The organism is Lysinibacillus sp. NPDC097231 (assembly GCF_044761885.1).
GTDB lineage: Bacteria > Bacillota > Bacilli > Bacillales_A > Planococcaceae > Lysinibacillus.
The window spans coordinates 84,034-109,652 of record NZ_JBIWDH010000006.1 but is presented as its reverse complement, the minus strand read 5'-3'; the positions used below and the strand labels follow the sequence as shown (position 1 = coordinate 109,652).

The 25,619-nt window shown below is 33.9% G+C and carries 20 protein-coding genes; 12 read left to right on the top strand and 8 right to left on the bottom strand.

Annotated elements, in window-relative coordinates:
• Nucleotides 1–920: 920 nt before the first annotated feature.
• Nucleotides 921–2,873, top strand: a complete 1,953-nt coding sequence (ltaS, locus tag ACIQXF_RS06175) for a lipoteichoic acid synthase (RefSeq protein WP_402780239.1) — start codon at nucleotides 921–923, stop codon at nucleotides 2,871–2,873.
• 364 nt (nucleotides 2,874–3,237) lie between these two features.
• Nucleotides 3,238–4,362 carry a stalk domain-containing protein gene (locus tag ACIQXF_RS06170; RefSeq protein ID WP_402780237.1) on the top strand — a complete coding sequence of 375 codons (1,125 nt, stop codon included), beginning with the start codon at nucleotides 3,238–3,240 and terminating at the stop codon, nucleotides 4,360–4,362.
• A gap of 615 nt (nucleotides 4,363–4,977) precedes the next feature.
• Here the strand turns inward: ACIQXF_RS06170 and ACIQXF_RS06165 are convergent.
• Nucleotides 4,978–6,141, bottom strand: a complete 1,164-nt coding sequence (locus ACIQXF_RS06165; RefSeq protein WP_402780235.1) for an ankyrin repeat domain-containing protein — start codon at nucleotides 6,139–6,141, stop codon at nucleotides 4,978–4,980.
• 918 nt (nucleotides 6,142–7,059) lie between these two features.
• On the opposite strand from ACIQXF_RS06165, the gene ACIQXF_RS06160 reads away from it, so the two are divergent.
• The 4 genes from ACIQXF_RS06160 to ACIQXF_RS06145 are packed head-to-tail and all read left to right on the top strand — an operon-like array spanning nucleotide 7,060 to nucleotide 12,929.
• Entirely contained in the window at nucleotides 7,060–8,031 is a 972-nt protein-coding gene (locus ACIQXF_RS06160; protein ID WP_402780233.1) for a helix-turn-helix transcriptional regulator, read from the top strand.
• A 42-nt stretch (nucleotides 8,032–8,073) separates the two neighbouring features.
• On the top strand, nucleotides 8,074–10,242 hold the full coding sequence (locus tag ACIQXF_RS06155) for a hypothetical protein (RefSeq protein ID WP_402780232.1): 2,169 nt from the start codon (nucleotides 8,074–8,076) through the stop codon (nucleotides 10,240–10,242).
• On the top strand, nucleotides 10,214–12,070 hold the full coding sequence (locus ACIQXF_RS06150; RefSeq protein ID WP_402780230.1) for a P-loop NTPase family protein: 1,857 nt from the start codon (nucleotides 10,214–10,216) through the stop codon (nucleotides 12,068–12,070). Before ACIQXF_RS06155 ends, ACIQXF_RS06150 begins: the two co-directional genes overlap by 29 nt.
• Complete coding sequence (locus ACIQXF_RS06145) at nucleotides 12,063–12,929, top strand: hypothetical protein (protein WP_402780228.1); 867 nt, start codon at nucleotides 12,063–12,065, stop codon at nucleotides 12,927–12,929. Before ACIQXF_RS06150 ends, ACIQXF_RS06145 begins: the two co-directional genes overlap by 8 nt.
• A 402-nt stretch (nucleotides 12,930–13,331) precedes the next feature.
• On the opposite strand, the gene ACIQXF_RS06140 is transcribed toward ACIQXF_RS06145, so the two are convergent.
• Nucleotides 13,332–13,574 (bottom strand): DUF3923 family protein, encoded by a 243-nt coding sequence (locus ACIQXF_RS06140; protein ID WP_402780226.1) that lies wholly within the window; start codon nucleotides 13,572–13,574, stop codon nucleotides 13,332–13,334.
• Between the two features lie 488 nt (nucleotides 13,575–14,062).
• Here ACIQXF_RS06140 and ACIQXF_RS06135 point away from each other — a divergent pair, with 488 nt between their 5' ends.
• From ACIQXF_RS06135 to ACIQXF_RS06125, 3 genes are all read left to right on the top strand, one after another.
• Nucleotides 14,063–14,293 carry a hypothetical protein gene (locus tag ACIQXF_RS06135; RefSeq protein ID WP_402780224.1) on the top strand — a complete coding sequence of 77 codons (231 nt, stop codon included), beginning with the start codon at nucleotides 14,063–14,065 and terminating at the stop codon, nucleotides 14,291–14,293.
• 294 nt (nucleotides 14,294–14,587) lie between these two features.
• Nucleotides 14,588–15,241 (top strand): DUF2306 domain-containing protein, encoded by a 654-nt coding sequence (locus ACIQXF_RS06130; protein ID WP_402780222.1) that lies wholly within the window; start codon nucleotides 14,588–14,590, stop codon nucleotides 15,239–15,241.
• Nucleotides 15,242–15,932: 691 nt separating this feature from the next.
• On the top strand, nucleotides 15,933–16,115 hold the full coding sequence (locus ACIQXF_RS06125) for a hypothetical protein (RefSeq protein ID WP_402780220.1): 183 nt from the start codon (nucleotides 15,933–15,935) through the stop codon (nucleotides 16,113–16,115).
• A 68-nt stretch (nucleotides 16,116–16,183) separates the two neighbouring features.
• Here ACIQXF_RS06125 and ACIQXF_RS06120 read toward each other — a convergent pair whose 3' ends face one another.
• Nucleotides 16,184–17,188: a nucleoid-associated protein gene (locus ACIQXF_RS06120; protein ID WP_402780218.1), complete on the bottom strand. Its 1,005-nt coding sequence runs from the start codon at nucleotides 17,186–17,188 to the stop codon at nucleotides 16,184–16,186.
• 179 nt (nucleotides 17,189–17,367) lie between these two features.
• Between ACIQXF_RS06120 and ACIQXF_RS06115 the strand changes: the two genes are divergently transcribed.
• The 3 genes from ACIQXF_RS06115 (at nucleotide 17,368) to tsaA (ending at nucleotide 20,175) form a co-directional block, all read left to right on the top strand.
• A complete protein-coding gene (locus ACIQXF_RS06115) occupies nucleotides 17,368–18,423 on the top strand; it encodes an ArsR/SmtB family transcription factor (RefSeq protein WP_402780216.1) in 1,056 nt (351 codons plus the stop codon).
• A complete protein-coding gene (locus ACIQXF_RS06110) occupies nucleotides 18,404–19,600 on the top strand; it encodes an MFS transporter (protein ID WP_402780214.1) in 1,197 nt (398 codons plus the stop codon). Before ACIQXF_RS06115 ends, ACIQXF_RS06110 begins: the two co-directional genes overlap by 20 nt.
• Before the next feature lie 113 nt (nucleotides 19,601–19,713).
• Complete coding sequence (gene tsaA, locus ACIQXF_RS06105) at nucleotides 19,714–20,175, top strand: tRNA (N6-threonylcarbamoyladenosine(37)-N6)-methyltransferase TrmO (protein ID WP_402780212.1); 462 nt, start codon at nucleotides 19,714–19,716, stop codon at nucleotides 20,173–20,175.
• Nucleotides 20,176–20,862: 687 nt separating this feature from the next.
• Here the strand turns inward: tsaA and ACIQXF_RS06100 are convergent.
• From ACIQXF_RS06100 to qoxB, 5 genes are all read right to left on the bottom strand, one after another.
• Nucleotides 20,863–21,717 carry a DUF6612 family protein gene (locus ACIQXF_RS06100; RefSeq protein ID WP_402780210.1) on the bottom strand — a complete coding sequence of 285 codons (855 nt, stop codon included), beginning with the start codon at nucleotides 21,715–21,717 and terminating at the stop codon, nucleotides 20,863–20,865.
• A 172-nt stretch (nucleotides 21,718–21,889) separates the two neighbouring features.
• Entirely contained in the window at nucleotides 21,890–22,441 is a 552-nt protein-coding gene (locus ACIQXF_RS06095; protein WP_402780208.1) for a hypothetical protein, read from the bottom strand.
• 348 nt (nucleotides 22,442–22,789) lie between these two features.
• The gene (gene qoxD, locus ACIQXF_RS06090) at nucleotides 22,790–23,074 is read right to left on the bottom strand and encodes a cytochrome aa3 quinol oxidase subunit IV (protein ID WP_402780206.1); all 285 of its coding nucleotides are present in this window, start codon (nucleotides 23,072–23,074) and stop codon (nucleotides 22,790–22,792) included.
• Nucleotides 23,074–23,673, bottom strand: a complete 600-nt coding sequence (gene qoxC / locus ACIQXF_RS06085) for a cytochrome aa3 quinol oxidase subunit III (RefSeq protein WP_402780204.1) — start codon at nucleotides 23,671–23,673, stop codon at nucleotides 23,074–23,076. Before qoxC ends, qoxD begins: the two co-directional genes overlap by 1 nt.
• A gap of 1 nt (nucleotide 23,674) precedes the next feature.
• Nucleotides 23,675–25,618 (bottom strand): cytochrome aa3 quinol oxidase subunit I, encoded by a 1,944-nt coding sequence (gene qoxB / locus ACIQXF_RS06080; RefSeq protein ID WP_402780202.1) that lies wholly within the window; start codon nucleotides 25,616–25,618, stop codon nucleotides 23,675–23,677.
• Nucleotide 25,619 lies beyond the last annotated feature (1 nt).

The window sequence follows — 25,619 nt, the reverse complement described above, 5'->3', positions numbered from 1 at the left end:
CTCGTTTGGTTTTTCTTGCTTTGCCACCATTTCTTAATATGACTCATCCCTTTTTCCTGATATAGTTACTGACCTTTATAATTTTTCTTAAATAAATTTACGTTTAAGAGCTTATTTGGTTTCATGTAAAAGCTTAACTACATAAATTATATGGAGCCAAATAGTGTTTGTTACATAACATATCTGAACATCTGCGAATAATTTCATAAAAGTTCCTACTTTATCATGCTTATTCCATATTTCTTTGGGGTAAATGTAGAAAAGTATGAAAAGGTTCATACTTTTTTCGCTAAAAGATTAAAATGGTATAGGTTATCTCATGGCTATATATAGCACATGCTGAGGTATCTGTTATTACCAAGTAAAGGATACCTGGTTTGTGATAATGCTTTTCAATACTGACTATGGCTTTAACACTGATATGGAATTATGTAATAGAAAATTAGTTGGCATGGTGATTGTTAACGCTATTTTTAGATTTTTGAGTTGAAAAAAGATCACCCTGCAATAGGTGATCTTGAATACAACTATAAATGTTGTTAGAGATTAGCGCTAAGCTTCACCTATGACAGTAGGGTTTCCAATAATACCCGGCAAATGTTAGTGAAATAACTAACGTTTGCCGGGTATTTTTATGATAGGATTTCCGGTAATTACAAATAATTATACTAATTGTCTTTTATGATATTTAACAACTTGACAGAAGTTTAAATGGGGAGTAATATACATTAGCGCTACGAAAAAAAGCTATTGTGAAGTAACGTTTTTACAAATGAAATACTTATAATCTAAGTTAATATACATTTAGATTTTAACTTTTTTCAGTGGGTGTCCAAACACTTGCTGAAAGATGTTAAAGCTCCGGACGCAATTATGCCGAGGCATAATTGATTTTAAATAAGTATAAGGTAGGTGCAACAATGAAAAATCTAGTAAGTAAAAAAGGTGAACTATTAAACAACTTTTTAGGGATATATTTATTAGCTGTTTTAATGTTATGGATTAAAACATACATCACTCAAACAGCACAATTTGAATTAGGTGTAGAAGGATTCCTTCAACAATTCCTTTTACTAATAAATCCACTAGGTTCAGCAATGCTATTCCTAGGATTTTCATTTTTATTTAGAGGAAAGAAAAAATATACATCACTAGTTGTAATTTACACGCTTATGTCTATTCTTTTATATGCCAATGTTGTGTATTACAGATTTTTTAGTGATTTCATTACCTTACCCACAATTTCCCAAACTCAGAATTTTGGAGATTTAGGTGGTAGTGTTCTTTCTTTATTAAAGCCTTATGATATTTTGTTCTTTGTGGATGTATTTGTAATGTTTTTCCTACGATTCTCAAGAAAAATACCAAAAGAAACAAATCATTTTGGATATAAAAAAGCAATCGCAATTATTGTTTTTGCAATAGTAGTATCAATCATAAATTTAGGATTGGCTGAAACTAGTCGTCCGCAACTATTAACTCGAGGTTTTGATAGAAACTATATTGTGAAATATTTAGGAATGTATAACTATACTATTTATGACACAGTAGAAACGATGAAAGCTTCTTCACAGAGAGCTTTGGCGGATAGTAGTGATATTACAGAAGTGATTAACTATACAAAATCTAACTATGCCAACCCAAATGCAAAATATTTTGGTACAGCTAAAGGAATGAACGTCATCTATTTACATTTAGAATCATTCCAAAACTTTCTCATCGACTATAAATTAAACGGTGAAGAAGTGACACCATTTTTAAATGCATTAACAAAAGATAAGAATACATTGTATTTTGATAATTTCTTCCATCAAACAGGTCAGGGTAAAACGTCCGATGCAGAATTTATGCTGGAAAACTCTTTGTTTGGGTTACCACAAGGGTCAGCTTATATTACAAAAGCACAAAATACGTACCAAGCAGCTCCTAGTATTTTAAAAGATTATGGTTATACATCGGCTGTCTTCCACGGGAATAACGGAAGTTTTTGGAATCGAAATGCAATTTATAAATCATTTGGATACGACAAATTCTTTGATGCTAATTATTATAATACTGGTTCTTCAAATGACATGGCCGAATATGGTGTGTTAGATAAACCTTTCTTTGAACAATCTCAAAGTCTTTTAAGTTCCTTACCACAACCTTTTTATACGAAATTAATTACGGTAGGGAATCACTATCCATATAAAATGAGCCAAGACCTAGTAACAATTGATAAAGCGAATACTGGTGATGCGAGTGTTGATAATTATTTCCAAACAGCTCGTTATGCAGATGAAGCAATCGAACAGGTCTTCAATCAATTAAAAGAATCAGGTTTATATGACAATACGATGATTGTTCTTTATGGTGACCATTACGGTATTTCTGATAATCATAATGCAGCGATGGAACAAGTAATTGGCAAAGAAATTACACCATATGAAAGTACTAATTTACAACGCGTACCACTATTCATACATGTTCCAGGAATGCAAGGTGGAACCAACCATACTTATGGTGGCCAAATAGACCTTCTTCCAACGGTATTACATTTACTAGGAATAGATACGCAAAAATTTGTCCAATTTGGTTCAGACTTATTATCAGAAGAGCATGATGAAATTGTGCCATTTAGAAATGGCGATTTTGTCAGCCCAACGATCTATTCAATTAATGAAAAGTTTTATGATAATAAAACAGGTTTACTACTAGAAGATAGTCAATTAGAGTCTGCAAAAACTATCAAAAATGAAGTAGATCATAAATTGCAATTGTCTGATAAAGTCGTGAATGGTGATTTATTGAGATTCTATACGCCAACAGGCTATACACCAGTTGATCCTTCTCAGTACAATTACTCCAAAGATGAGAATGTAGAATCGAATTAATGATTGCAATTTGCTAGGCAGTTCAAGAAAATGTGTTTGATATCAAAGAGTTTATCTTTATGATATCTTACCGTTATCTTGAATTGCCTTTTTTTATCTTCATTCAGCAAATGTATTATGCGCGAAAGCATAGCGCAGATACAGAAGACTCCCACCCAGATGCTATTTAGTAATATAAAAATGACCAGAGCTCTAATGAGTATCTGGTCATTTTGTATACTTTAAATATGGTTGAATCACTTAATTTACTTTCAAAATGGGTTCTTTTCTATGATTAAAGTATTATGTGAATTTTATATATAGGAAAAATATCACTATAATGCTAAAATAATAAAATGTCTGCGTATATCTTAGGAGGTATTTAATGAAGAAACTATTTTTTGCATTTATTTTACTATTTTCTTTAGTTTCACCAACATTTGCACATGCTTCATCTTCATCCTTAGTTTTAAAAATAAACAACAAGGAAGTATCAAGCAAGTTAAGTCCATTTATTAGTGATGGCACAACTTATGTTCCTATAAATGAAATTGCAAAACACATGGGAGGGGGCCCAAGAACAGAAAATAATAAAGTTATAATCGAAGTAAGTGGATTAACTTTTGTAATCGTAACAGCTAATGAATCTAAGGCTTTGATATATGATTCCCAATTGGCTAGTAGGGATAAGGAACGACAAGTACCCTTGAAAACCCAAGATGTAGATGGGAAAACTGCTAATGTGAATGCAAAGGCGATTTATAAAAATGGCCAACTATTTGTACCATTAGAATTTATTTCTTCTCATGATGGTTTGGGTTACTATGTGGAGACAGTTGAGAGCGATTCACAAACAATAATTTACGTTGGTGAAGTGCCTGAGGATGTTGCCGATCCAATAAAGAAAACCGGGTACGCTACGAAAGAAACAATTGTTGTACCATCACCAGGTGATTTTAGGAATATAACATCTATAGTAAAAAATCAACAAGTATACATTGCTAGAGCGCAAGGGGAATGGTATAAAATTGCAGTTGGAAAGCATTATGGATTTGTAAAAAAAGATGCTGTTGAAATTGGGAAATCACCTGCTACAGGAAAAATGTATCCAGACGGATGGTTTGCGCCTACTTTGAAGTCGGCATGGAGTAAAGATCCACAAGTAAACTATAGCACACTAGAAAATGAATTAGGATTTAGAAAAGGTGGTATAGTCTATCACATTTATGGTGGTAAGGCGATTCAAGTACTGGATAGTGGTTCAGATTCCTATGAAGTTGGTATATCATTTTTCGGGTGGGAAAATAAGACACTAGAACAGTCTTATCGTATACCAATTGTAGCAAAAGAACTTTTTAAACTGTATTTTGGTAACGATTATATGAAAGTATGGAATTATTTTGACAAAAATGACATACCTGAAAATTTTACGGCTAATGGAAGAAAAGTGAAAGCTCAATTTGTGGAAGCAGACGGATCACTTTACCTAATAGTTGGACGTAAAAAATAACAAAAGGCATTACACGAAAAGCTGAGAGGATTTCTCTTAGCTTTTTCTATTTTCAGAAGCTGGTATGAGCTATGGACAAGTTAGTGTCATACTAGGAGGAAAGGATTTGCTTGTAGAGGAAACTTCGAGTGAGAAAGTTTATAGGTGGTGGGTCCTGAAACTAAAACTTCTAATATGCCCAATTAGTTTTCGATAAGGTCGGAGATGGATATCTTTAGGACTTGATCGTAGTGTGATTAACTACAAGTAATAAGCAATAATTTATCCCATATTTATTAAAGATTAATAGACAACAATAATAGTCATCTATTAATCTATAAAAACCAGGTACTCAATTAATTTTGAGGCTGGCTTTTTTCCCTACATTTGAATTAGGATAATTTTATAGTGAAGGTGTATTTTATTCCACAGGTGTAAAGTAAATCGATTGATCATGAGCTGCCACGTTTAGAGGAACGTCATCTTGCAGACTGCATTATTATGGAAAAATGAAGTCAAATGAAAAGTTTACCCCTTCTAACAACTAGTGAAAACAATGCTCCATGTTTTACCGTGTACCCATCACTTTCGGTGATAGCATCATATTCCCCAATGTGCACTTCTAACAACCGACTACTATGAGTTTTGACAGTTACTTTTTTCTTTTCTCAGCTCTTCGAGTAGTAACGATGACGGTTCGGGTGTTCTACCATTTATATCTGTCAGTGACCAATTAATCTCCGGGAAATTTAGCAATAGTAGTGAAATGTTAACAAACTCTTTTTCTTCAATACGTGCAGCTAGGTGGAAAACTGTTTCCCGACTATTCGTTCGTGAAGGATGGTCCATTCTTTGTCCAATTTGTTTTAGCAACTTCAGTATTTCAATTACCTTGAGATGGTCTTCCTGGATGTTTTTACTGCTTTTTAATGAAAGTACTACTTCATAAGCAAGTGAGATATATGTGGTCTGTTGTGACAAATGTGACGTAATAATTTCTGAAGCTAAATCATATTCATGAACATACATCGAATATTCAACTGCTATAGTAAGTGCTCGAATTTCTATGTCTTCTTTTGTTATTTTAGTTTGATTTTTAAAATACAGTTTATTATATTTATTAACTATTTTTTCACACAAAAATAATAACATGGGTATATTTTTATTCTCTATAGCAATGTTTACAACGAAAGGAATTTGTCTGGTCAAAAAAAAGTTTTCTGTAGAATCTTTAAATTTATATATTTCTTCATTAAAAATTTTTTCAATTAGGTCAGGATTTTCTTCATCTAGGTAGTAGTCAATATCAATTGAATCATCATCAAAATCATCTTCTTCAATATCAATTAAATCATCATCAAAATATTCCTCTTCGTCATCTACATCTAGATTAGATATTTTGTATTTTTCTCGGTAGGCCATTACTCTGTTAGAATTAAAACTATTCAATTTATTTTTTAACTCGTTAGTATAACGGGTGAATTCTACAATTTCAGATTTAATAAAAAGCTCATTAGATTTAAGTGAAATGAGTTTTTTGATTCTTAAAAGCTTTCCTTTAGCTTTTACATTTTCCAAAGATAATAAATCTACACCATTGTCAATTAAACGCTCAATAATATTCATGTGACCATTACTAGCAGCCACTAACAAAGGGCTCGATAACGATTCTCCTTGGATACAATTGATATTTGCACCATTTTTAATACAAAATTCAACTAAATCGACATCTCCATCTGTACATGCCGTTAATAGAATGGTATCTAAGTCTAGACATTCGTTTGGTATACTTTGAGTCATTTTTGTACCTCATTTCTTTTTTACCTAAAAAAGTTTATTAGTAGTCGTTTCTTATTTGTTCAACTTCGCGTTGTCGCTACCGCTACGTTAGCACTACGCTTTTGCACAAAAAACATATGCAGGTCTAAGCACAAAGCCGAATCTGGAGGCAATTATGCCGAGGTATAATTGGTTTTCCCATATTTTATCAAAAACACATCCATATTGAAATGCAAAAAAAATAGTTTAGATTGATAGACTTTTGTATGTGGAATACCAATAGGGGTCCTATACCTGGAACTTACTAACATCAAACTCAACTCTTTGATATAAAAGGTTTGTGAAGAGTACCTAAATTATCTTCCAATTCAATTGAAATGGAGGGTTTTTTTATGACCAAAAAGAATCAAGAAAAAAGAGAACTCGAATGCATCGATTTCCCTTTATCTTGGATATCAGCTAGTTTTGTCCCAGCCTCTTGAACATGAATTGGTGTTCTTCCCTCCGTGAAATATTAGCACACAGCCTTGTTATATAAGACCTTGAGTATGATTAAAGGCGACTTAATAGATGTAAGTATTAATATTTCTAGTTGCATACTTACTTCTGCTTTTTTAGGTAACGAAAATTATTTTTTTCGAAGCAACTTGCATTTAATGCAAAGCCTTTTCTGTTTAGTTTTGTTAAATCGTTCCCATTCTAACGGTGTCATTGCATCCCCGAACTTCTCTACTTTGATTAACTTCCCACAAGCATCACAAACTATCATTCTAATGTTACGTACAGGCATAATTATCTCTCCTTTGGCGTGTATAATATATCACAATATAACTATAAATAATGGTATTATTAGGTATATTGTAATTTTTATAATACATATTTTACATGGTCATAATATGTCCGAGTGTCTTGGTATTATAGTTTTAACGAGGTGATGCAATGGGTCGAGAAAAGGAAAAGCAGATTCGTCGCATTTTATCGATGTATGATCGCTTGAAAAATGGTGAACAGCTCGTCAAAAGGGAAGAAGCTACTCGTTTTCAAATGAGTGAGAAATCAATTCAGCGAGATATCGAAAGTATTCGAGATTTTCTCGAAACGGAAAAAAGTAACGAATATGTAGATTATAATCGCTCTAAAAATGCTTATATGTTAGAAACTGAGCAGCCTGCTTGGTTAAAAAATGAAGAGATATTTGCCGTTCTAAAAGTGTTAATTGAATCTCGTGCATTTCCAAAACACGAGATGGATTCAATCATTGAGAAACTCACACATCTTGCTAGAAAAGAAGGTCAGTCAGCCATTAAGCAAATGATGGCGAACGAAAACCATTTATATGTCGAGTTGAATCATAAAAAGGACTTGCTCGATACTTTATGGCAGCTGTCCTTGGCTATCCAATCCAAAAAAGTAATCGCCATGCACTACAAACGCGAATTTGACGAGCAGGCAAGTGAGCGAAGAGTAAAACCAGTGGGAATTATGTTTTCGGAATACTATTTTTACTTAATTGCTTATCCTATGAACATAGATTTCGATTATCCAACGATTTATCGCATTGACCGCATTGAGCAGTTCAGGCAAACATCCATTTCGTATAAAGTCCCATACCACGAGCGCTTTCAAGAAGGCGAATTTCGCAAGCGCGTGCAGTTCATGTATACAGGTGAGCTGGTGAAGATTAAGTTTCGATTCACAGGGCCTTCACCACAAGCAGTATTGGACCGATTACCAACAGCAAAGGTTATTAAGGAGTCTGATGATGGCCTGATTTTTGAAACTGAGGTGTTTGGGAAGGGTATTAAGATGTGGTTGTTGAGTCAAGGAGAGTTTGTGGAAGTACTAGAACCGGAAGCATTCCGTAAAGAGCTGATGGTAAGCTTGGAGCGAATGATCGTGAATTATCAGTAAAATGAAGTATAGAAAACGATTTATCATAAAGGAAGTGTTCAAATGTTAGTAAAAGAGAAAGATTATATTATCGAATCTTATCATGAGAAAATTAAAGAATTAGTAATTCAACTTCATACAACTACGTTTAATAGTGTAGGTGAGGTTAAAAAATCGGAGTTGTTAGAACAATTAACTGCACTGTATAACAAATTTGCTTTAACAAATTTAATGGTAGAGCGTTCATTGTTAGCTATTACAGGTTTACAAGGAACAGGCAAAACGACACTCATGAAAAACCTTTATGAATTGCCTGAAACTCTATTGCCATCGAATAGTTCACGGGGAGAGCGTTTGCCAGTTTTTTTTACAGAAAAAAATGTAGAAACAATTGAAACATACGTGTATCGCTTTTCAAAAGATGAAGAACAGCAAATTCATGTGAAACGATGTGAAATCAATGAGGAAACATTTAACCGAATTTCGATGAATCCGGTTCCGAAATCAGATTTATGGCTTGAATGCGTTGTCCCATATCGTTATTTAAAAGATGAACAAAAATCGATAGTTCTCTTACCAGGATTTGAAAAAGATCGACAAGATATTTCGCAGCTATTGTTAGAGCATATTTTATATTTGTCTTCTTCTTCGGTTATGGTTATTCGAAAAGATACATATGCACGTGAATCGACACAATCAATGATGACAAAAGTAAAAGAGATTTACCGCTCAGTGAAGCCGATTGTCGCAATTTCCTTCGGTAATATTAATGAAGAACAAAATGAGCAATTTAAAAAAGAGATTTTAGCAGAATTCGATGTACCAGCTGCAGAAGAAAATCGTGTTGTCATCACAGGCGTTGGTCCAAATTTTTCATCAAATTGGAAAGTGGAGCTTATTGATTCGATTAACGATTATGGTTACTCATCACAAACATCTGATGATTTAGGGCAGCAATTAATTTTTAGTTTAGTTGCTGAAGTAGATGATATTATGCTGCAAATTCGTAAGCTCGTTGAAGATGAAATGAAGTGCCGTCAATTGAGCACTGCAAATGTAGAAAACAGCAATCAAGTTATGTATGAATTTGAACAGGCATATAAGAAAAAATTAAATGAGCTTGAAAATGAAATTGTTGAAGATTTGTCTTCGCGTATTGGACCAGCAAGAAAAATGCTTCGTGAATACTTAGAAGAGAATTCGAGCTGGACGAAAGAGTTCCGTACGAAATTTTTCGGACAAAAGCCTCGCGAGTTATATGATTTTGAAGAAAAACTGAAAGAAATTTGGGGAAATCCATCAGAAGATAAAATGATTTTAGAATCTGGAGAAGCAAAGCCTATCACTTTCCTTTCGCCAAATTTATCTGTACTAAAGGTTGTGTCTAATTATATTGCCCGTGAAGGAAAGGAACTACTTGAAACCATTGAAAGTCCGAAAGAGGAAGTACAGTCGACAGAAAATTTATCACCGTTCCAACTGCAACTGCGAAAAAAACAAAAAATGCAAGCTACAAACCAAACAAAAGAGCAGCCACTGGACCGTATCAACAAATTTTTTGATACACAAAATAAGCAATATTTTGCTCTAGAGTATAATGATTTTAAAACCTTAGCAATAATGGGAACGATGCTAGTACGTGAATCGTACATTGAAAACAACCCAAATGATTCTAAAGAGGTGAAGCTTGATACACAACTTTTACAGTTAGATGTACAAGAGTTTAATTTGATGAAAGGCGTAGAAAAGCTTTCTACAACAACACCAAAAATTTTAAAAGCGATTCCAGTAATTTTAGGGACAGATGCATTAATTGATGGAGAGTTTGACTTATTAACAAATGCATCAACTGCTTTAACATCAATTGGTTTAAAAATTTCAGCAGGACAATTAATGGGGATATTAGGTGTAGGGATTGCTGGTGCCTATGCTGGTAAGGCGATTCAGGAAAGTATGAAAAAGGCTAATGAGCGTCAATTGCAGCTTGCGCAAGCAGGTGAACATATATTCAACGAACTGCCTAAAATACAAGCGAAAGCGTTTATTCATTCGTTAGAACGTATTTATGAGCGTATCGGCTATCAATTATATGAACGTCATGCACAGCTATCAGGAAAGTTTGATAAAATTGGTGAACTTGAACAGCTCACTTATACAATTCGCCATATTTCACAATTAACTAATGATATTAAGAGGTCAAAACATGAGCAATCACTATTTTTATCTGTATGATTCGACAAAATGGGATTGGACAATACAAGCTACAAAAAAATTTATGAACGGCTTTAAACGTTTTGATACGAATTTCGAACAAAAAGAGCAAGTATATGTTGGAGTTTATGGGCCAACACAGGTAGGGAAAACGACATTTATTTTGACTTTGCTTGGCATTTCTCAACTTTATTTAAATGAAATTGCAGACAAACTGCGCGGTGGGCGAGAAAAAGGAAAATCAGCAACAATTACATGTACAATATTTGAACGCTCATCGAATCATGAATTTCATATTATTTGGCCAACTGGTGAAGCGTTTCATTGTGTCCATCTTGATGAAGTTGAAAAAATAATGGGCAATTTAAGAACGAAAATATATAAAAATCAATCTTTTTCCTTAAAACCTTTAACGATTCAAATTCCAAGTCGTTTCTTCAATCAGCAAGATGTAGATACACGCATACGTGATTTATCTATTATTGATCTTCCTGGTGACGATAGTAAAGATTCACTTGAAATGCGCCATGTTGATAAAATATTAAAAGAATACATCGCTCGTTGTAAAGTCTGTATCATTATGGAAATTTCGAGTCAAATGACGGCATTAACGAAGCTTGATAAAGAAATTGTGCGTGATTGGCAAGAGCTACCTGAGCAGTTTCGAATTGTGTTAACACGTAGTATTTCAAACGATTCCGTGCTAGAAAAAATAGATAAGGGTGAAATCCACTCAACCGCTCAGCTAAAAGCGGAATATGAGTATGAATTAGGGAGAGTTTGTGAAAATAGTCCGTTACAAACTCGTATATATCCATTAGAATTTGGAGATTCATGGGCAGACTTAAAAGGCAGATTCCCAAATGTTTTTTCAAATGCTGCCGTCTGGGTAGATGAATTATTTTCGGATTTAGTCGATGATTTAACCAAAATCAACTCTCCTGAACAGGAAATAAAAAAATTAAAATCAATGGAGCGCTATATTGAAAAACATCAAAAAGAAGAACTTAAAAAATTAGAAATACGTCAACAAATCGCAACAGCCGAGTTTTCTCAGCAAACGATAGATGTCGCTCTATATGTAAAGCAGTTAACAAAAGAATTAAAAATGCTTAAAGATATGCAGGCGTTTGAAAAAAAATGGGCGAATTACTCTTATAAGCTAGATTATACTGCTTCTTTGCCAAGCTGGAGCAATTTACAGTTATACGAAAAGAAAAGTAGCTACTTAAAAGCGCGATATTTTGGAGAACTGGAAGATTTGAAAGATGCTGCAACAGAAATTGTTAATGGACTAAATGACATAGCAAAAGAATCAAATCGTTTCCAACATAATGCGCTCCGTCAATTCGATTTAGATGAATCATGCTTTGATAATAATTTAACGTTGGATTATTTAGTCGATCGGTACTTTTTTGAATCGAGCTATAGTGAGGATAGAGAGAATGCGTTAACTCAGCTAAAGGCATGTGTTTCACATTTTGATAGTTGGATTAATTCTTGTATAGCTGAAAATACGCGACGAATACAAGATACGATTAAGCAACATCAAAAAATTTGTCGTCTAAAGCAGCAAGATTTAAAGAGGTTGATTGAAACGAGTATAAATAAAGTAATTGAAATAGAAAAGAACGCTTTAGATATTCAACTTGCTAATGAAGAGTGGACACTAGACAAGGAGCGTGCTTCGCAGTTAGATTCATTTTTAATGGAGAGTTACGTGACGCATGCTAATCGCTTAAAGCAAAAGTTATTTGACCCGAAAACTGAACTAGTTGAAAAATGGTTTGTTCATTTTTATTGGAACGTTATGAAAGAGCAAGCAAAAGGACTGATTACGAATGAATAAAGTGATGAAGGAATACAAGCAATCGCTAGAAGATTTGAAAAAAATTAATGATGATTTATTTTATAATGAACTAAAAAATAAAATGAATGAGCATTTGTCTAACATGAATGCCGAAGCTGAAAAAGTGGAGAGTACCGTACAGCTTATTAAAAATGAAATGGAGAAAATGCATTATTCATTTGAGGATAAAACGACAAATGCAACAAGTGCGATGCGCAGCGCGGCTAGTCAAGTAAATACGAATATTTCTGAAATACTTGAAAATGAAACGAATAAAATGGTCGGGACATTAGAAAATGTATATGGCATTTTTCATGAATTAGCAGAAGCGCAAAAGAAGTTTGTTGAGCAAGAATTTATCGAAACGTCAAAGGCATTGCTTGAGACAAACTTAAAAGAAATCGAGGCTATTCAGTTTAAAATTAACTCTATTTTTGAGGATCAATCATTATATATTGAAAATAAAGAGAAGAAATGGTTAGAGCAATCTGAAAAACTTGAAGCAGATTATAAAGAGCAAATGCAAAAGTTTGAAGCGACAATTAATCAAAAGCTTGAGAGTCTTTCTTCAATGAATCAAACGCTCCAAAAAACGATTAAAGATTATGAACAAAATGCGCAGTCAGTAATCCAACAAGGCTTTCAGCAAACCGAGCAAAACATGCTGGCCGTCAAGGAGTTGTTTAAACAAAACTATCAGCTTGTAGTAGCAGAGCAGCAAGAAAATCAACAATTAAAATGGAAAACACTTGAAGCAATGCAAGTAGAGCAAGGGACAACTATGAAAAAATGGCTAGTAGCTCTTTCAATCTCACAAGCTATTACGTTTGGAACAATCATTGGTTTGTATTTCTTTTAACTACTTTCAGCAGGTATCGATACAGGGAAAATGAAACACTTACCGGCTTTGTACTAAAAAAGTTATTTGAAGAAGTATTTTTGTTGAAGAATATTATTTGAAAGGGTTAGGTTTTATGGCAACCAATCCTTAACTATAAAGTTCGCGAACTACATATCGATTTGCTGTTTTATTCATCAGATGCTTTTTGTAACTGGTTTTGACAACTACACTGTAGGAGAATATAATCAATTCACACGTTTGCTAGAGGACGTTGAAGTGAATGAAGAAGCATAACAAAAGGACTTGTGTAATTTCGCACAAGTCCTAAAATAGTGTGATGGGCTATAATAGCTATTACCAAAATTAAACTTTGGATAGCTATAAATAATGGAATTGTTAATATCATTATTGAAAAGTCGGTTATCGCGTTGTTTTTTTTCTAAAAAAATAAAGAAGGATTAGTTGAATTAGTACGACAATTACAAATAATATACCTAAAATAATGAATGATATCATTCTTATTTCAGGAGTTTGAACTACCCCTGCACTATCAACGTTTCTTACCCCAATAAATATTGCTCCTACGGCAAAAATGAGTAGCCATACAATATTTATAACCCACCATACTATCATTTTCATAATTATCATCTTCTTTCTATTCATAATTGTATTTGGATCATCAGCATGACTTTGGGTGGTTTCCATTCCAGCGCTTTTTGGGGGCGTCCGAAATCCACTTTTGGGAAACAGAATTTCGGTCACAAAGGATCACTTAGTCGGAACGGAGAAAAGTGAGCATTGTAAAATAGCAATTAAGCTCTTAAATCAAATATCATCCCAGACTTTATCAATGAATGTTTTTTCCTTTAATGGTTTAATTGTAATAATAATTACTTTTATTGGCAACAAGCTTTAGACGGTGCTATCTCTAAGTCTTAAGACTGATTTCCTTAAAATTTGAAAATAAGTGACTATGTATGATTTTTAAATTTTAAATGAGGTATTATTTAAACGAAAGGTTCAGTTGAAAAAGAAATAAATTCGAAAAGTGGTGGAAGATGAGGTACATTATCATATTGTTCTCAATAATACTATCGATGCTTATTTTAATCAGTTGTAGTGGGGAAGATATCGATTTGGTAGGTCCTAGTGTGACATTAGATGAAGCTAAGGAAATAGCTAAGGTTAACTATAATATAATCACAATTAGTAGTGTTGAAATAAAGCACCTAAGTGATGAGGAATTTGACGATATGCCATATGAAGAAGCGAAAGATATAACACCAGTTTATTTTATAATAACAGGAATAGATAAAAACCAAAAAGAAATAGTTGTATTCGTAAATTCAAATGAAAAAAAGTTTAATTATATTAGCAAATAAGTAGGTGCTTCACAACTAATCCTCATCATCTTTTATTTTTATTTACCTTCGCCTCAGAATAAGAAGAAAATTGTATTTAGTTATCTATTACTGAATCTCAAATATTCCATTCATATCTGCTAAATAAGACCTCTTATATCAATTTTATTACCACTTATTAGATAAAAAGGGGATACTATGAAATTTAATGTTACATTATGAACAGAGGAGATTTCATTATTCTAGAAAAAGCATATGCGTGTTGAAATAGTAACGGGAGATTGTTAATGAAAATTAAAATTTTAGGAGACGAAAATGAATAAAAAGACTTGGCTTATATTTAGTGGCTTAGCTATTTTAATATCGACTTATTCCATTGTCCAATATTTAATTTTGGATGCACATCATGCAGGGTTTGTTAGATTGAAGCTTACGTTTACTTCTACATTGAATTCGTTTTGGTACATTATGCTTTATATGCATATTGTATTTAGTGTAGTAGCGTTAGTAATAGGTCCCTTTACATTATTCTCAAAGTTTAGAGAAAGAAATATCAATCGTCATCGAATGTTAGGGAAAATTTATATGATTGGTATTTTATTTGGTGGTGTTTCCGGACTTTATTTAGCATTTTACGCTACAGGTGGATTAGCGGCACAATTGGGTTTTGGTTTCTTATCGATATTCTGGATGATAACAGCATCCTTAGCACTTGCTAAAATCAAACATAAAAAAATTTACAATCATCAAAAATGGATGATCAGAAATTATTCTTTAACCTTCGCAGCTGTAACATTGAGATTTTGGCTAATCCTATTTACTGTATTATTTGGATTCGAAAATTTTAACTACAGTTACGCTATTATTTCTTGGTTGTGTTGGGTACCAAATCTAGTTGTTGCAGAATGGTTGATACAACGGAAACTTCAAGTAACAAGCACTTTTGTACCGAAAACTTTGAAATCATAGAGTTTTATAATGCATAAGGAGTAACTAATTTTCCCTAGTATTCTTTAATTCCTCACGTAACTTCTTGATTTCTTCCGTCTGTTCAAGAATATTATTGTTTACTTTTCTAATTGAATCATAAATAGCAAAAATACTAGCAAAGAATAAAATTGCAAATAGTAAGCCCATCATTTACCTTCTTTCTATTTTATTAAGCTCTATAAATTCATAACCGGAAATCTCTTCTACAATGAAATCATAACATAGTATAAAGTTATTTGGTGGTGAATTGGTAATTTCTGTGATGAATTATTAATAAACACATTATGCATAATCCTTACTTTTTTGATGTAATAGAGGGATTGATTTTAAGACATAAGATCACTTAAAGAACCCCTTGGTAAACATTGCTACTTGTTCAGAACGTAAACTTATCGTATTATTATAAAGCGAATCAAAACTAAGCAATTAGTAAGATTCACTTTCACAAAAAAGACCTGGCCTCATTTTATTGATGAGTGCCCGGTCTTTTTGTGTTTATAATGAGGTTTTTTGAGTAACATATTAATTCCACAAAAATGAGCGGTAATATTTTCCTCATTTTAAAGCTAGCGTTAAACAGGTGCACTTATAGGAAGATGGATAAGCTATTTTTTCGAATATCTTCTTATAAGTATAAATCAGAGTAAAATGGATAATTTATTAATCGGAGGTGATAATTTTGGCAAAAGAGAAGCGCAATAATAGCGAAATTGATCAAGAGGAATTTGGATCAGATTTAAGTCCTGACGATCTAGATGTACGTGAAGATAATGATCAAACGAATGAACAACTTAAGAATTCAAATAAAGAAAAACAACGCAACGAAAAAAATTCCTCAACACGCAATCAATGAAAAAGGTTACGATTCCTGAAGGGAATCTAGTAAATATCGAGGCTTCCCCAAAATAGGGGAAGCCTTTATTATAGCTCATCTTGGAAATAGATTTTATAAAATTTTCGATTTGTGGCTTCATCATAGCCTACTTCAATTAGTTCATCCACTTGCTCGATATTCTGTATGTTCACTTGAATTTCAATATTGGTGTCGAGTTTAATTTTACGTTTATATTTTTTTTCGGCCTTTTCAAGTGCACTTTCAGAAATAACCGTTTCATAAGGCTTTACCGAATTTATGATGACATCCTTTTGTGTGGGGTCCACTTTTTCAAATACCGTTTCCATATAATTACTTACTTGAAATTCATCTTCATTTCTAAAATAATCAAGTGTTTTGTTCAAAAGCCCTAGCTTCTCCGTATTCGTAAAGCTCTCTTCTTTTAGAATATATTTTTTGACTTCTGTTAACGCTAAATTCGTTTTGTGGTAATGCTCATCTGCTGCCCGAATCTTTAAAAATCGTTCTTGCCAGTAGACAATATCTTCTTTCCTTTTCGTTTTCATAAAGATAGCAGGTGATTCACCTGGCCCCATATCTACGATGATGGCCATATTATTAACTTTCTTTACATTAATGCCATCTATGCCATTGACAATCATTTTGTTTTGGTCGTTTTTGACATCTAAAAACATTTCTTTTTCATCTATTTTAACAATGGCTATAATTTTTCTAGCTTCAGTAGCTAAGAAACAATTATCAAACAATCCTATAAACAACTCACCGCTTTTAATATTAGGGTGCTGAGATACACTATGTAAGTGTTTAGCAATATTTTTCGATTGTTCAAGGAAACTACTCTCTTCATTGAAAATAGCACTCACATATGTAAACACCTCATTTAATGCAAGATCTGTTTCATGAAAAAATTCGTATTGCTGCTCTAAATCGATCTTGCTAAACGCTAGTTGTGTAAAAGCTGCTTCTAACATGACCTCTGGCTGCGAGAACGACTCCTCACCTAATACGAGTGTGTCGTTCATAAAATGTATGATATATTGTACTAACTTACTTTCACTTACTTCTAGCATGTTTTCCACCTTCTAAATAATCATTGTAGATAATATACCATATCATATCTCGGACATAATTTTCATGTATTTTAATAATTTCATGAAATTCCAATCATATTATATTATTCAAAAAAAATTGAATTATAAATTCAAATATTTTAGAATTTAAATAATGAAAATGAAGGAGGAGATTTTTCATGAAGTACCATTATTCGCCACAACCGACTGAAAAAATTTCTTTACAAGTAGAATCATCACCTGTATGGGAAGTGATTCTTGGAATAGCAGGATATACGCATGTCCAGCTACGGCACACTTTTGATTTTGATGAGGAGTGGACATTTTCTCAACAATCAATGTCTGAATCATTAATAGAGTCGTTAAAATTAATTGAGAAAACTAACTTTTGGTATAGTTTGATTATGCTACAAAACGAATTATCATCATTAACCGTTGAAGATTTTGTAAATCAACTTCATGATATACCAGTGGAAAAGTTCTATGGAATACTTTTACCTTATAAAAATCGCGAAACTGAATCTATGAGAAGAGAAACTGCTGCTAGACACAACAACCCCGAACTATTTGAAGAATATGCAGCTCATTTCGATGATCATGACTATTTAGGAGAATACATACGAAATCTCAGTCAATACTCGCATCAAGAGTTATGTGAACTCTTTTCTAGTGTTTTAAACAAATGGTACAACTGGGTAAGTCAACAAGAAAAATGGGAAAAGTGGATGCAAGCTCTTAATTTTGAGGAAAAACGATATCAGTCATTGGATGTTTCAAATCCAATGGAAGAGATTGAACATATTACTGGTGGCGTAAAATATCAAATAGAGCCTTCCATTTGGACTGTCAAACTAATACCTCATATATCGTATCGACCATGGATTTTAGAAAAACGATCATGTGATACAAAACTCTTCTTTTATCCATTAAAAGAAGAACTTTTACTAGAACCAGGTGTCCCACCAAGGGATTTAGTTCGTAGCTATAAAGCATTGGGAGACGAGCTACGTTTAAAATTACTTTATCAGCTACTAAGAGGGCCTTTATCATTACAAGAGTTAAGTGCACAATTCAATATAAATAAAACTACGCTACATCATCAATTATCTCTGTTAAAGGCCGCGAGACTAATTAAAGTTGATAAAGGAATTTATTCTGGTAACCCAATAGAAATTGATGTTTTATACGAAAGACTTACTCAATATCTAAGGTTTAATGATGAAGAAATACTCTAAGTCATTCAAAGCACTTTGGATAGGTGAAATTGTCTCAGAATTGGGTAGTGCAGCTGGGGGATTAACGAATGGTCTATTACTGTATGATATAACGGGATCGAAAGAATGGATGGGGCTACTTTGGCTTGTTTATTTTATTCCTTCATTGATACTACAAAGTATTTCTTCACCATTTTTGAATTATGTTGAGAAGGGAAAAATGATTCGGAATATACAATTAATACGTTCGGGTGCCTATCTTCTTCCCTTAATAGGTTTTGTGATAGATAAAAGTATTGGGACAATTATAGGGTTAATAGCTTTACAATTTATTTTAGGATTAATGCAACCAATTTATGCTAGCCTATCATTCTCACTTTTACCTGAGGTTTGTGAAGAAAAAACTTTAACTGACGCAAATGGTCTATTAGATGGCACTATTCGGCTTATGAGTTTTCTCGCACCTGGGTTGACTTCTTTGTTGCTATTAGTGAGCCCTATGCAATTTATGTATGGATTTTCATGTATTATGTTTGGAATCAGTTATCTTTCGCTCTCTCAAATGTCTCTATCGAGTATACAAACAGTCCCAGTTTGGACCAGAAAGCTTTGGTGGGGTGAAATGAAAGAGGGCTATCGTACGTTTTTTCAATATAAGTATCTTTTACGACTTACATTTCTCTCCTCAACAGTTCAGTTTGCTGTAGGAGCGACAACTGTGTTAAGTATTCCATTTATTCGTAGCGACCTTGACGGAGAATCATGGGAGTATGCATTATTTTCTGGGGCCTTTCCAGTTGGCTATGTAATTGGAATACTCTTTCTTAGAAAGTTACCTAAAACATATATCACCATGCATCTTGGCTTAATTGGTGGAGGTCTCTCATTTGTCCTACTCTTTTTTGTGAAGTCTACTCCAACTGCATGGATGTGTGAGTTATTAGGAGGAATGTTCTTTCCTTTATTTAATGCTCAGAGCGCGGCTATTTTCCAATCGCAGGCTCCTAAAGAACGATTAGCACAACTAACTGCTGTTCGATTACTTTTCCTGCGAGTGGCAATGCCTTTAGGAATAGTTTTTGCCTCGTCGTCTTTTTTTAGTACAAGACAAACGTATGCAATCGTAGGTTTATTAATTGTAGTTCCAGGATTATGTTATCTATTTTCCTTGGAAACTGAAAAGGATATTAATATTTAAAGAATGTTAAGGAGATTTTTTTTCACAAATTGACTTTGGTAGTTGCTAAAGTATACTGGAATTAAACGGAAACTGTACATTGAGTAAATAATCATCTTTGGGAGAGGTATTTTATGCAATTTAGTATTAAACCTATAGCTGTAGTAAGCAACAGTCGAAAGATTATTGAAGATGATCATTGGGGTGAAGTCATTTCTAATATTGAATTGACAGAAGATATTCATGAATCGTCCTTAAAAGGGATTGATGATTTTTCTTATTTAGAAATTATCTTCTATTTTGACAAGGTTTCAGATGAAAACATTCAATATGAAGCGAGACATCCAAGAAATAATAAAGAATTTCCAGAAGTCGGTATTTTTGCACAGAGAGGTAAAAATCGACCTAATAAATTAGGGGTAACCGTTGTTGAACTAGTAAAGTTAAAAGATAGAACATTGACCGTTAAAGGCTTAGATGCGATCGATGGAACACCTATTATCGATATAAAACCTATAATGAAAGAGTTTTTACCAAAAGGTGAAATAAAACAGCCTCATTGGGCAACTGAATTAATGAAGAATTATTGGGATTAGTCATTTTCAAACTATAGAGTACTTGGAAGGGAAATTTGAAATATTAATGAAATCTCTATATAAATCTGCTGGACTGGGAAAAGTCTAGCAGATTTTTTGTATAAGCGGATTCCAGACGCAATGATGCCGAGGCATAATTGATAGCCAGTGATTAAAACTTAATATTACAAGTTTTTGAGACTTTCTTGAATGTTCTTAACGATCATATTCATAGTCATAGGGAACATCTCTATTCCCGCAGCCAACAAGAAGGAAAGAAAGAGATAGTAATAGAACAGTGTTAAATACTAATTTTTTCAATCACCTAACACTCCTTTAAATGAGATTCGTTTAATAATTATAGTGTAAGTGTATTGTCTTCATAAGTACATATTTAAGTAACTAACTAGTACTCTTGATAAGGATACCCGTATCCATGATAATAAAAGCAAATAGGTTGGTGCTAGATAGGGGAGTAGAATTTTTCTAGAAATATATGGGGGTTCTTTGGCTCCCGACAAAATCAGTGGATGGGAAGGGCATATTCTAATGGTGAATATAGGTAAAAAAGAAGCGTATGTAAAGGTGATAAGGTAGCTGAAGACATGATCCTAAGTAAAAAAGAATCTGCGTGCATTCCTAGAGGAGGAGGCAAGCAGATTCCTTTTCTTTGTAAAGGCTTAGAAGACAGCCGTGTTTAATTACTATTCAATAAGTAGTAGCGTTATCGATAATTTCTTGTGGGATATCGATTGTTTTTAGGTGGTTGAATTCAGTATATGTCACTACGGAATTTGTTTTCATCGATAATTCATCGCCTTCAACATTCATTTTTAAATCCATATTCATATCCATTTTTTTTGTATCGAAAGTTTCTTTATCAATGTATAGTACATAGTTTACTTTATCAATTGTTAAGTTATCTAGAGGATTTTCTTGAAGCCCAAGCTCTTGCATTGATTTAGTAACTTCAGAATTAATTAGCTCTTTAAAACGACCACCTTTTGCTTCCAACGTTAAGACATACGCATCATCAGTTTGCTCGAACTTAAAATCTTCAATAAACTTTTTAAGCTGTTGTAATTGTTCTTTAGCGTCTGCAGATGAAGCTGTTTGATCTAAAATAGCGTCAAACTCCTCACTTGATAATTTTAACCAACTATCAGTAGTGATGTCCTTCATGAAAAAGCCTTGATCTTGCTTCATATACATATCTATTGGCATTTCCATTTTGTTAGCATCTTGTCCAGACATATTTGGCATTGTCATTGTGCCTGATAAGTGCATAGCAAGTGGATCGATAATGACATCCATCTCCATCTTGGAATCAACGGCAAACTCCATAGATTCTTCACCTGATTGTACTTTAGTTACTTGTGACATATCCATATTTGCACTCATGCTTTTAATGTCTGCTTGGCGATTTATAGCCTTGTCATACACTTGCTCTAAAGTGAGTGAACTTGTCTTAGTTGTATCCTTCGTTGGGGTAGCGCTACTGTTACAAGCTGCTAGAGTCAGTGCTAATGCTCCAACACTTAAAACTTTAAAAAATTTGTTCATTACTTTCATCTCCTATTCTTGGTAAAAAAAGCACTATCTACTAATATACGTGGTAATAGTGGAAAAGTTTCGTTATTTTAAAAAAAATTATTGAACATCATGAAATGTAAAGTGTGTGTAACAAGAAAGGGAGCTTAACCCGTAACAGTTGTTGACTAGTTAACCCTATGTACTAGCTATTTTTTAATAGCAAGTATTGCGATAATGCAGATGATGCTGACATCCAAGGCAGTAAGCCATTGCCAGCAGAAGTGCTACTCGCTTGGAGGTTCAAATAATTTTGCTTTGCTGTCGCATTGTTTAGGAAAATATTTAATGCGGCGATATTGTTTTTCATTGTTAAAAGCTTATGTTGTTCGGCGAGTGAGTTTTTTTCATTGATGGTTGTAGCAAAGGATGACATTTCGGCTTGAAGCTTATCCTTTGCAGTAGCCAAGGTTTTTAATTGCTGAGCTTGGAAAGTGTTTTGTAAATAATCGGACATTGTTGGTGTTTTCGAAATAGTAGACTGCCCGTACAGAGTGCTAAACAAATCTGAATGTTTATAAGCAAGCTCAGGAAATAGTGATGATACACTGTTTGAAGTATTCGAATTATTTAATGTTGTACTAGTATTCAGTAAATAAGAGGCGAAGTCACTTCCATTCACAGAGTTTTCTTTGGATGTCGAAAAATTGTTTTTAAGGCTAGGTATGTTTATCCAAAAGTTCACATTTGACGTCAAATAATATCCTCCTTCCTTTTGTATATATAGTTAATGTCGGCCGATTATTGGAAGTTATTAATTTTTTTAAGAGGATTAAAAGGGAGCTTTAGATGTTCCTGTTATTACAGTGGGAGGACTAGACGATCCTTTATTATTGCTAACGGAGAAGCAGGCAATGTAGCTACTTACGGTTTCAAATAGATAGGTAAAAACTATCTAATGTGGCTCAATTAATTTTATAAATAACATATTATTATAAACGAATACTGTTAAGTAAAAAAGTTAATAGAATCGAAAAATATGATTTATGAAATTGATTCACGAAAAAAAAGCCGAGAAAATGTGTCATTTTCTCGGCTTGATTTATCAGTTATAGCCCCAGATCATTGCGAATAATGTACCAATGATTGTGACAACACCTACGAATACTGAATATAGAATCGTTGTATATAACGTTTTCTTGTCTTCAGATTCACCGATGTGCATGAATAATACTAATTGTACTGTTGCTTGCGCAAGAGCAGTCACTAGTAAAATAGCAAATGCCATGTTAAGAGACATATCAAATTTAACAACAGCTAAGGCTACAATTGTTAGTAATAGTGAGAAGCCGAAGCCCATCACATGTTGTTTTGGGAATAATTCCTTCATCAGCTAATCAGTCCTTTCAAGTAGACGAAGCTGAAGATGAAAATCCAAACAACGTCTAGGAAGTGCCAGTACAGTGAGAAGATAAACGCTTTGTTAGCCGTTTGTGGGTTTAAGCCACGTTTTGCAACTTGGATTAAAATTGCAACGCCCCAGAAGAAACCGAATGTTACGTGGGCTCCGTGCGTACCAAGTAAAGTCATTAATGCTGATAAGAATGCGCTTGTTTGAATTGTTGCACCTTCATGAACATATGTGACAAACTCATCAATCTCAATGCCTAAGAAGCCAAGACCTAATAGAAGTGTGATGATGAAAAATGCCATCATAGCTTTTTTATTGCCAATGCGCATTGCATGAACACCAAGACCAATTGTGAAACTACTTGTTAAAAGTAAAAATGTCTCCCATAAAACTGGTGTTAATTCAAAAATTTCAGCGCCAGAAGGACCACTACCTGTACGAGTATGAAGTGTAAAATACACTGTAAATAGTGTGGCGAATAATACGATTTCGGCGCCAAGGAAAATCCAGAAACCGAAGATTTTTAGACGATTTTCCTCTGTACTATATTCTAATGGAAGTGAAGAGTCGATTTTCATATTATTTATCACCTCTCAAACTTTTCTCAGTTGCCATAACTTCCTCAACTGAAATGTAACGACCATGATCTTTTTCAAATGAACGATGAATCATAAAGCCAAATACACCAAACATACTGATGATGGCTGGAATCCATAGATTAAATACAGCGAAGAATGCTGCAAGGAAGAAGAATCCACTCATCCAGAATGGAGTGCCTGTGTTGTTCGGCATGTGAATTTTTTCGATTTTACCTGCTGTAATATCGCGACCTTCTTTTTTCGCGAACCAATATTCATCTAAACGATTTACAGTTGGAACTACAGCAAAGTTGTATTCTGGTACTGGAGAATGAGTAGCCCATTCAAGTGTACGGCCATCCCAAACATCTGCTTTTTCATTACGTGGCATATGCTTCCAGCTGTAGTAAATGTTATATACGATCAACGCAAAGCCGATAGCAAGACCAACTCCACCGATGAACGATAACATGTTCAATGGACCGTAGCCAGTTGAAGCAGAGTAAGTGTACATACGACGAGCGTAACCATCTAAACCTAAAATGAATAGAGGGAAGAAAGTTACGTTGAAACAAATCGCGATGAACCAGAAAGCTGCTTTTCCTAGTTTTTCATTCAAACGGAAACCGAACATTTTTGGCCACCAGTAGTGGTAACCTGCAAGTACACCGAATACTGTACCTGGAATTAATACATAGTGGAAGTGGGCAACTAAGAACATTGTATTGTGATATTGATAGTCAGCACTTGCCATTGCAAGCATTACCCCTGTAACCCCACCAATTGTGAAGATTGGAATAAAGCCAAGAGCATAAAGCATAGGAGTTGTAAATTGAATTTTACCGTGTCTCATTGTGAGCAACCAGTTAAAGATTTTAACCCCTGTCGGAACAGCGATAGCCATTGTTGTAATAGAGAATACGCTGTTTACCATTACACCGTGACCCATTGTATAGAAGTGGTGGGCCCATACTAAGAATGATAGTAACGAAATAACAACCATACTCATAACCATTGACTTATAGCCGAATAAGTTTTTACGTGAAAATGTCGCAATGATTTCAGAGAAAATACCAAAAGCAGGTAGGATAACGATATAAACCTCAGGATGTCCCCAAACCCAGAAAAGGTTGGCCCAAAGCATATCCATACCACCATTTTGCATGGCAAAGAATTGTGTACCGAATTGACGGTCAAGCATCATTAATGCAAGTGCTACAGTTAACACTGGGAATGCAAATACGATAATAATGTTTGTAATTAAAATTGACCAAGTAAACATTGGCATTTTCATTAATGTCATACCAGGTGCACGCATTTTAATGATTGTCGCGATGAAGTTAACACCAGTCATTAACGTACCAATCCCTGATAATTGTAAAGCTAAAGAATAGTAGTTGTTCCCAACAGATGGACTAAATTCTGTCCCTGACAGTGGGAAGTATGCTGTCCAACCAGCGTCTGGTGAACCACCAATGATAAATGATAGGTTTAGTAAGCCACAACCTGCTGCAAATAGCCAAAAGCTGACAGCATTCAGACGTGGGAAGGCAACGTCACGTGCACCGATTTGCAGTGGAATAACAATGTTCATTAAACCTATAACGAATGGCATTGCCATAAATAAAATCATTAATAAACCGTGTGTTGTAAAAATCTCATTATAATGTTGTGCATCAAGAAGTCCGTTTTCAGGAATTGCCGTTTGTGCACGCATTAATAGTGCATCGATACCGCCGCGGAATAACATTAAAAGTGCTACAGCGATATACATAATACCGATTTTTTTATGGTCAACGGTTGAAAGCCAGTTTTTATAGAAATAGCCCCATTTTTTGAAATAAGTAAGGCCAGCTACGATAACAACTGCTCCAACGACGATACTAATAGCTGCCGCTAAAATCATCGGTTCTTGCATAGGATGGAAAACTTCTTCCATACTCATT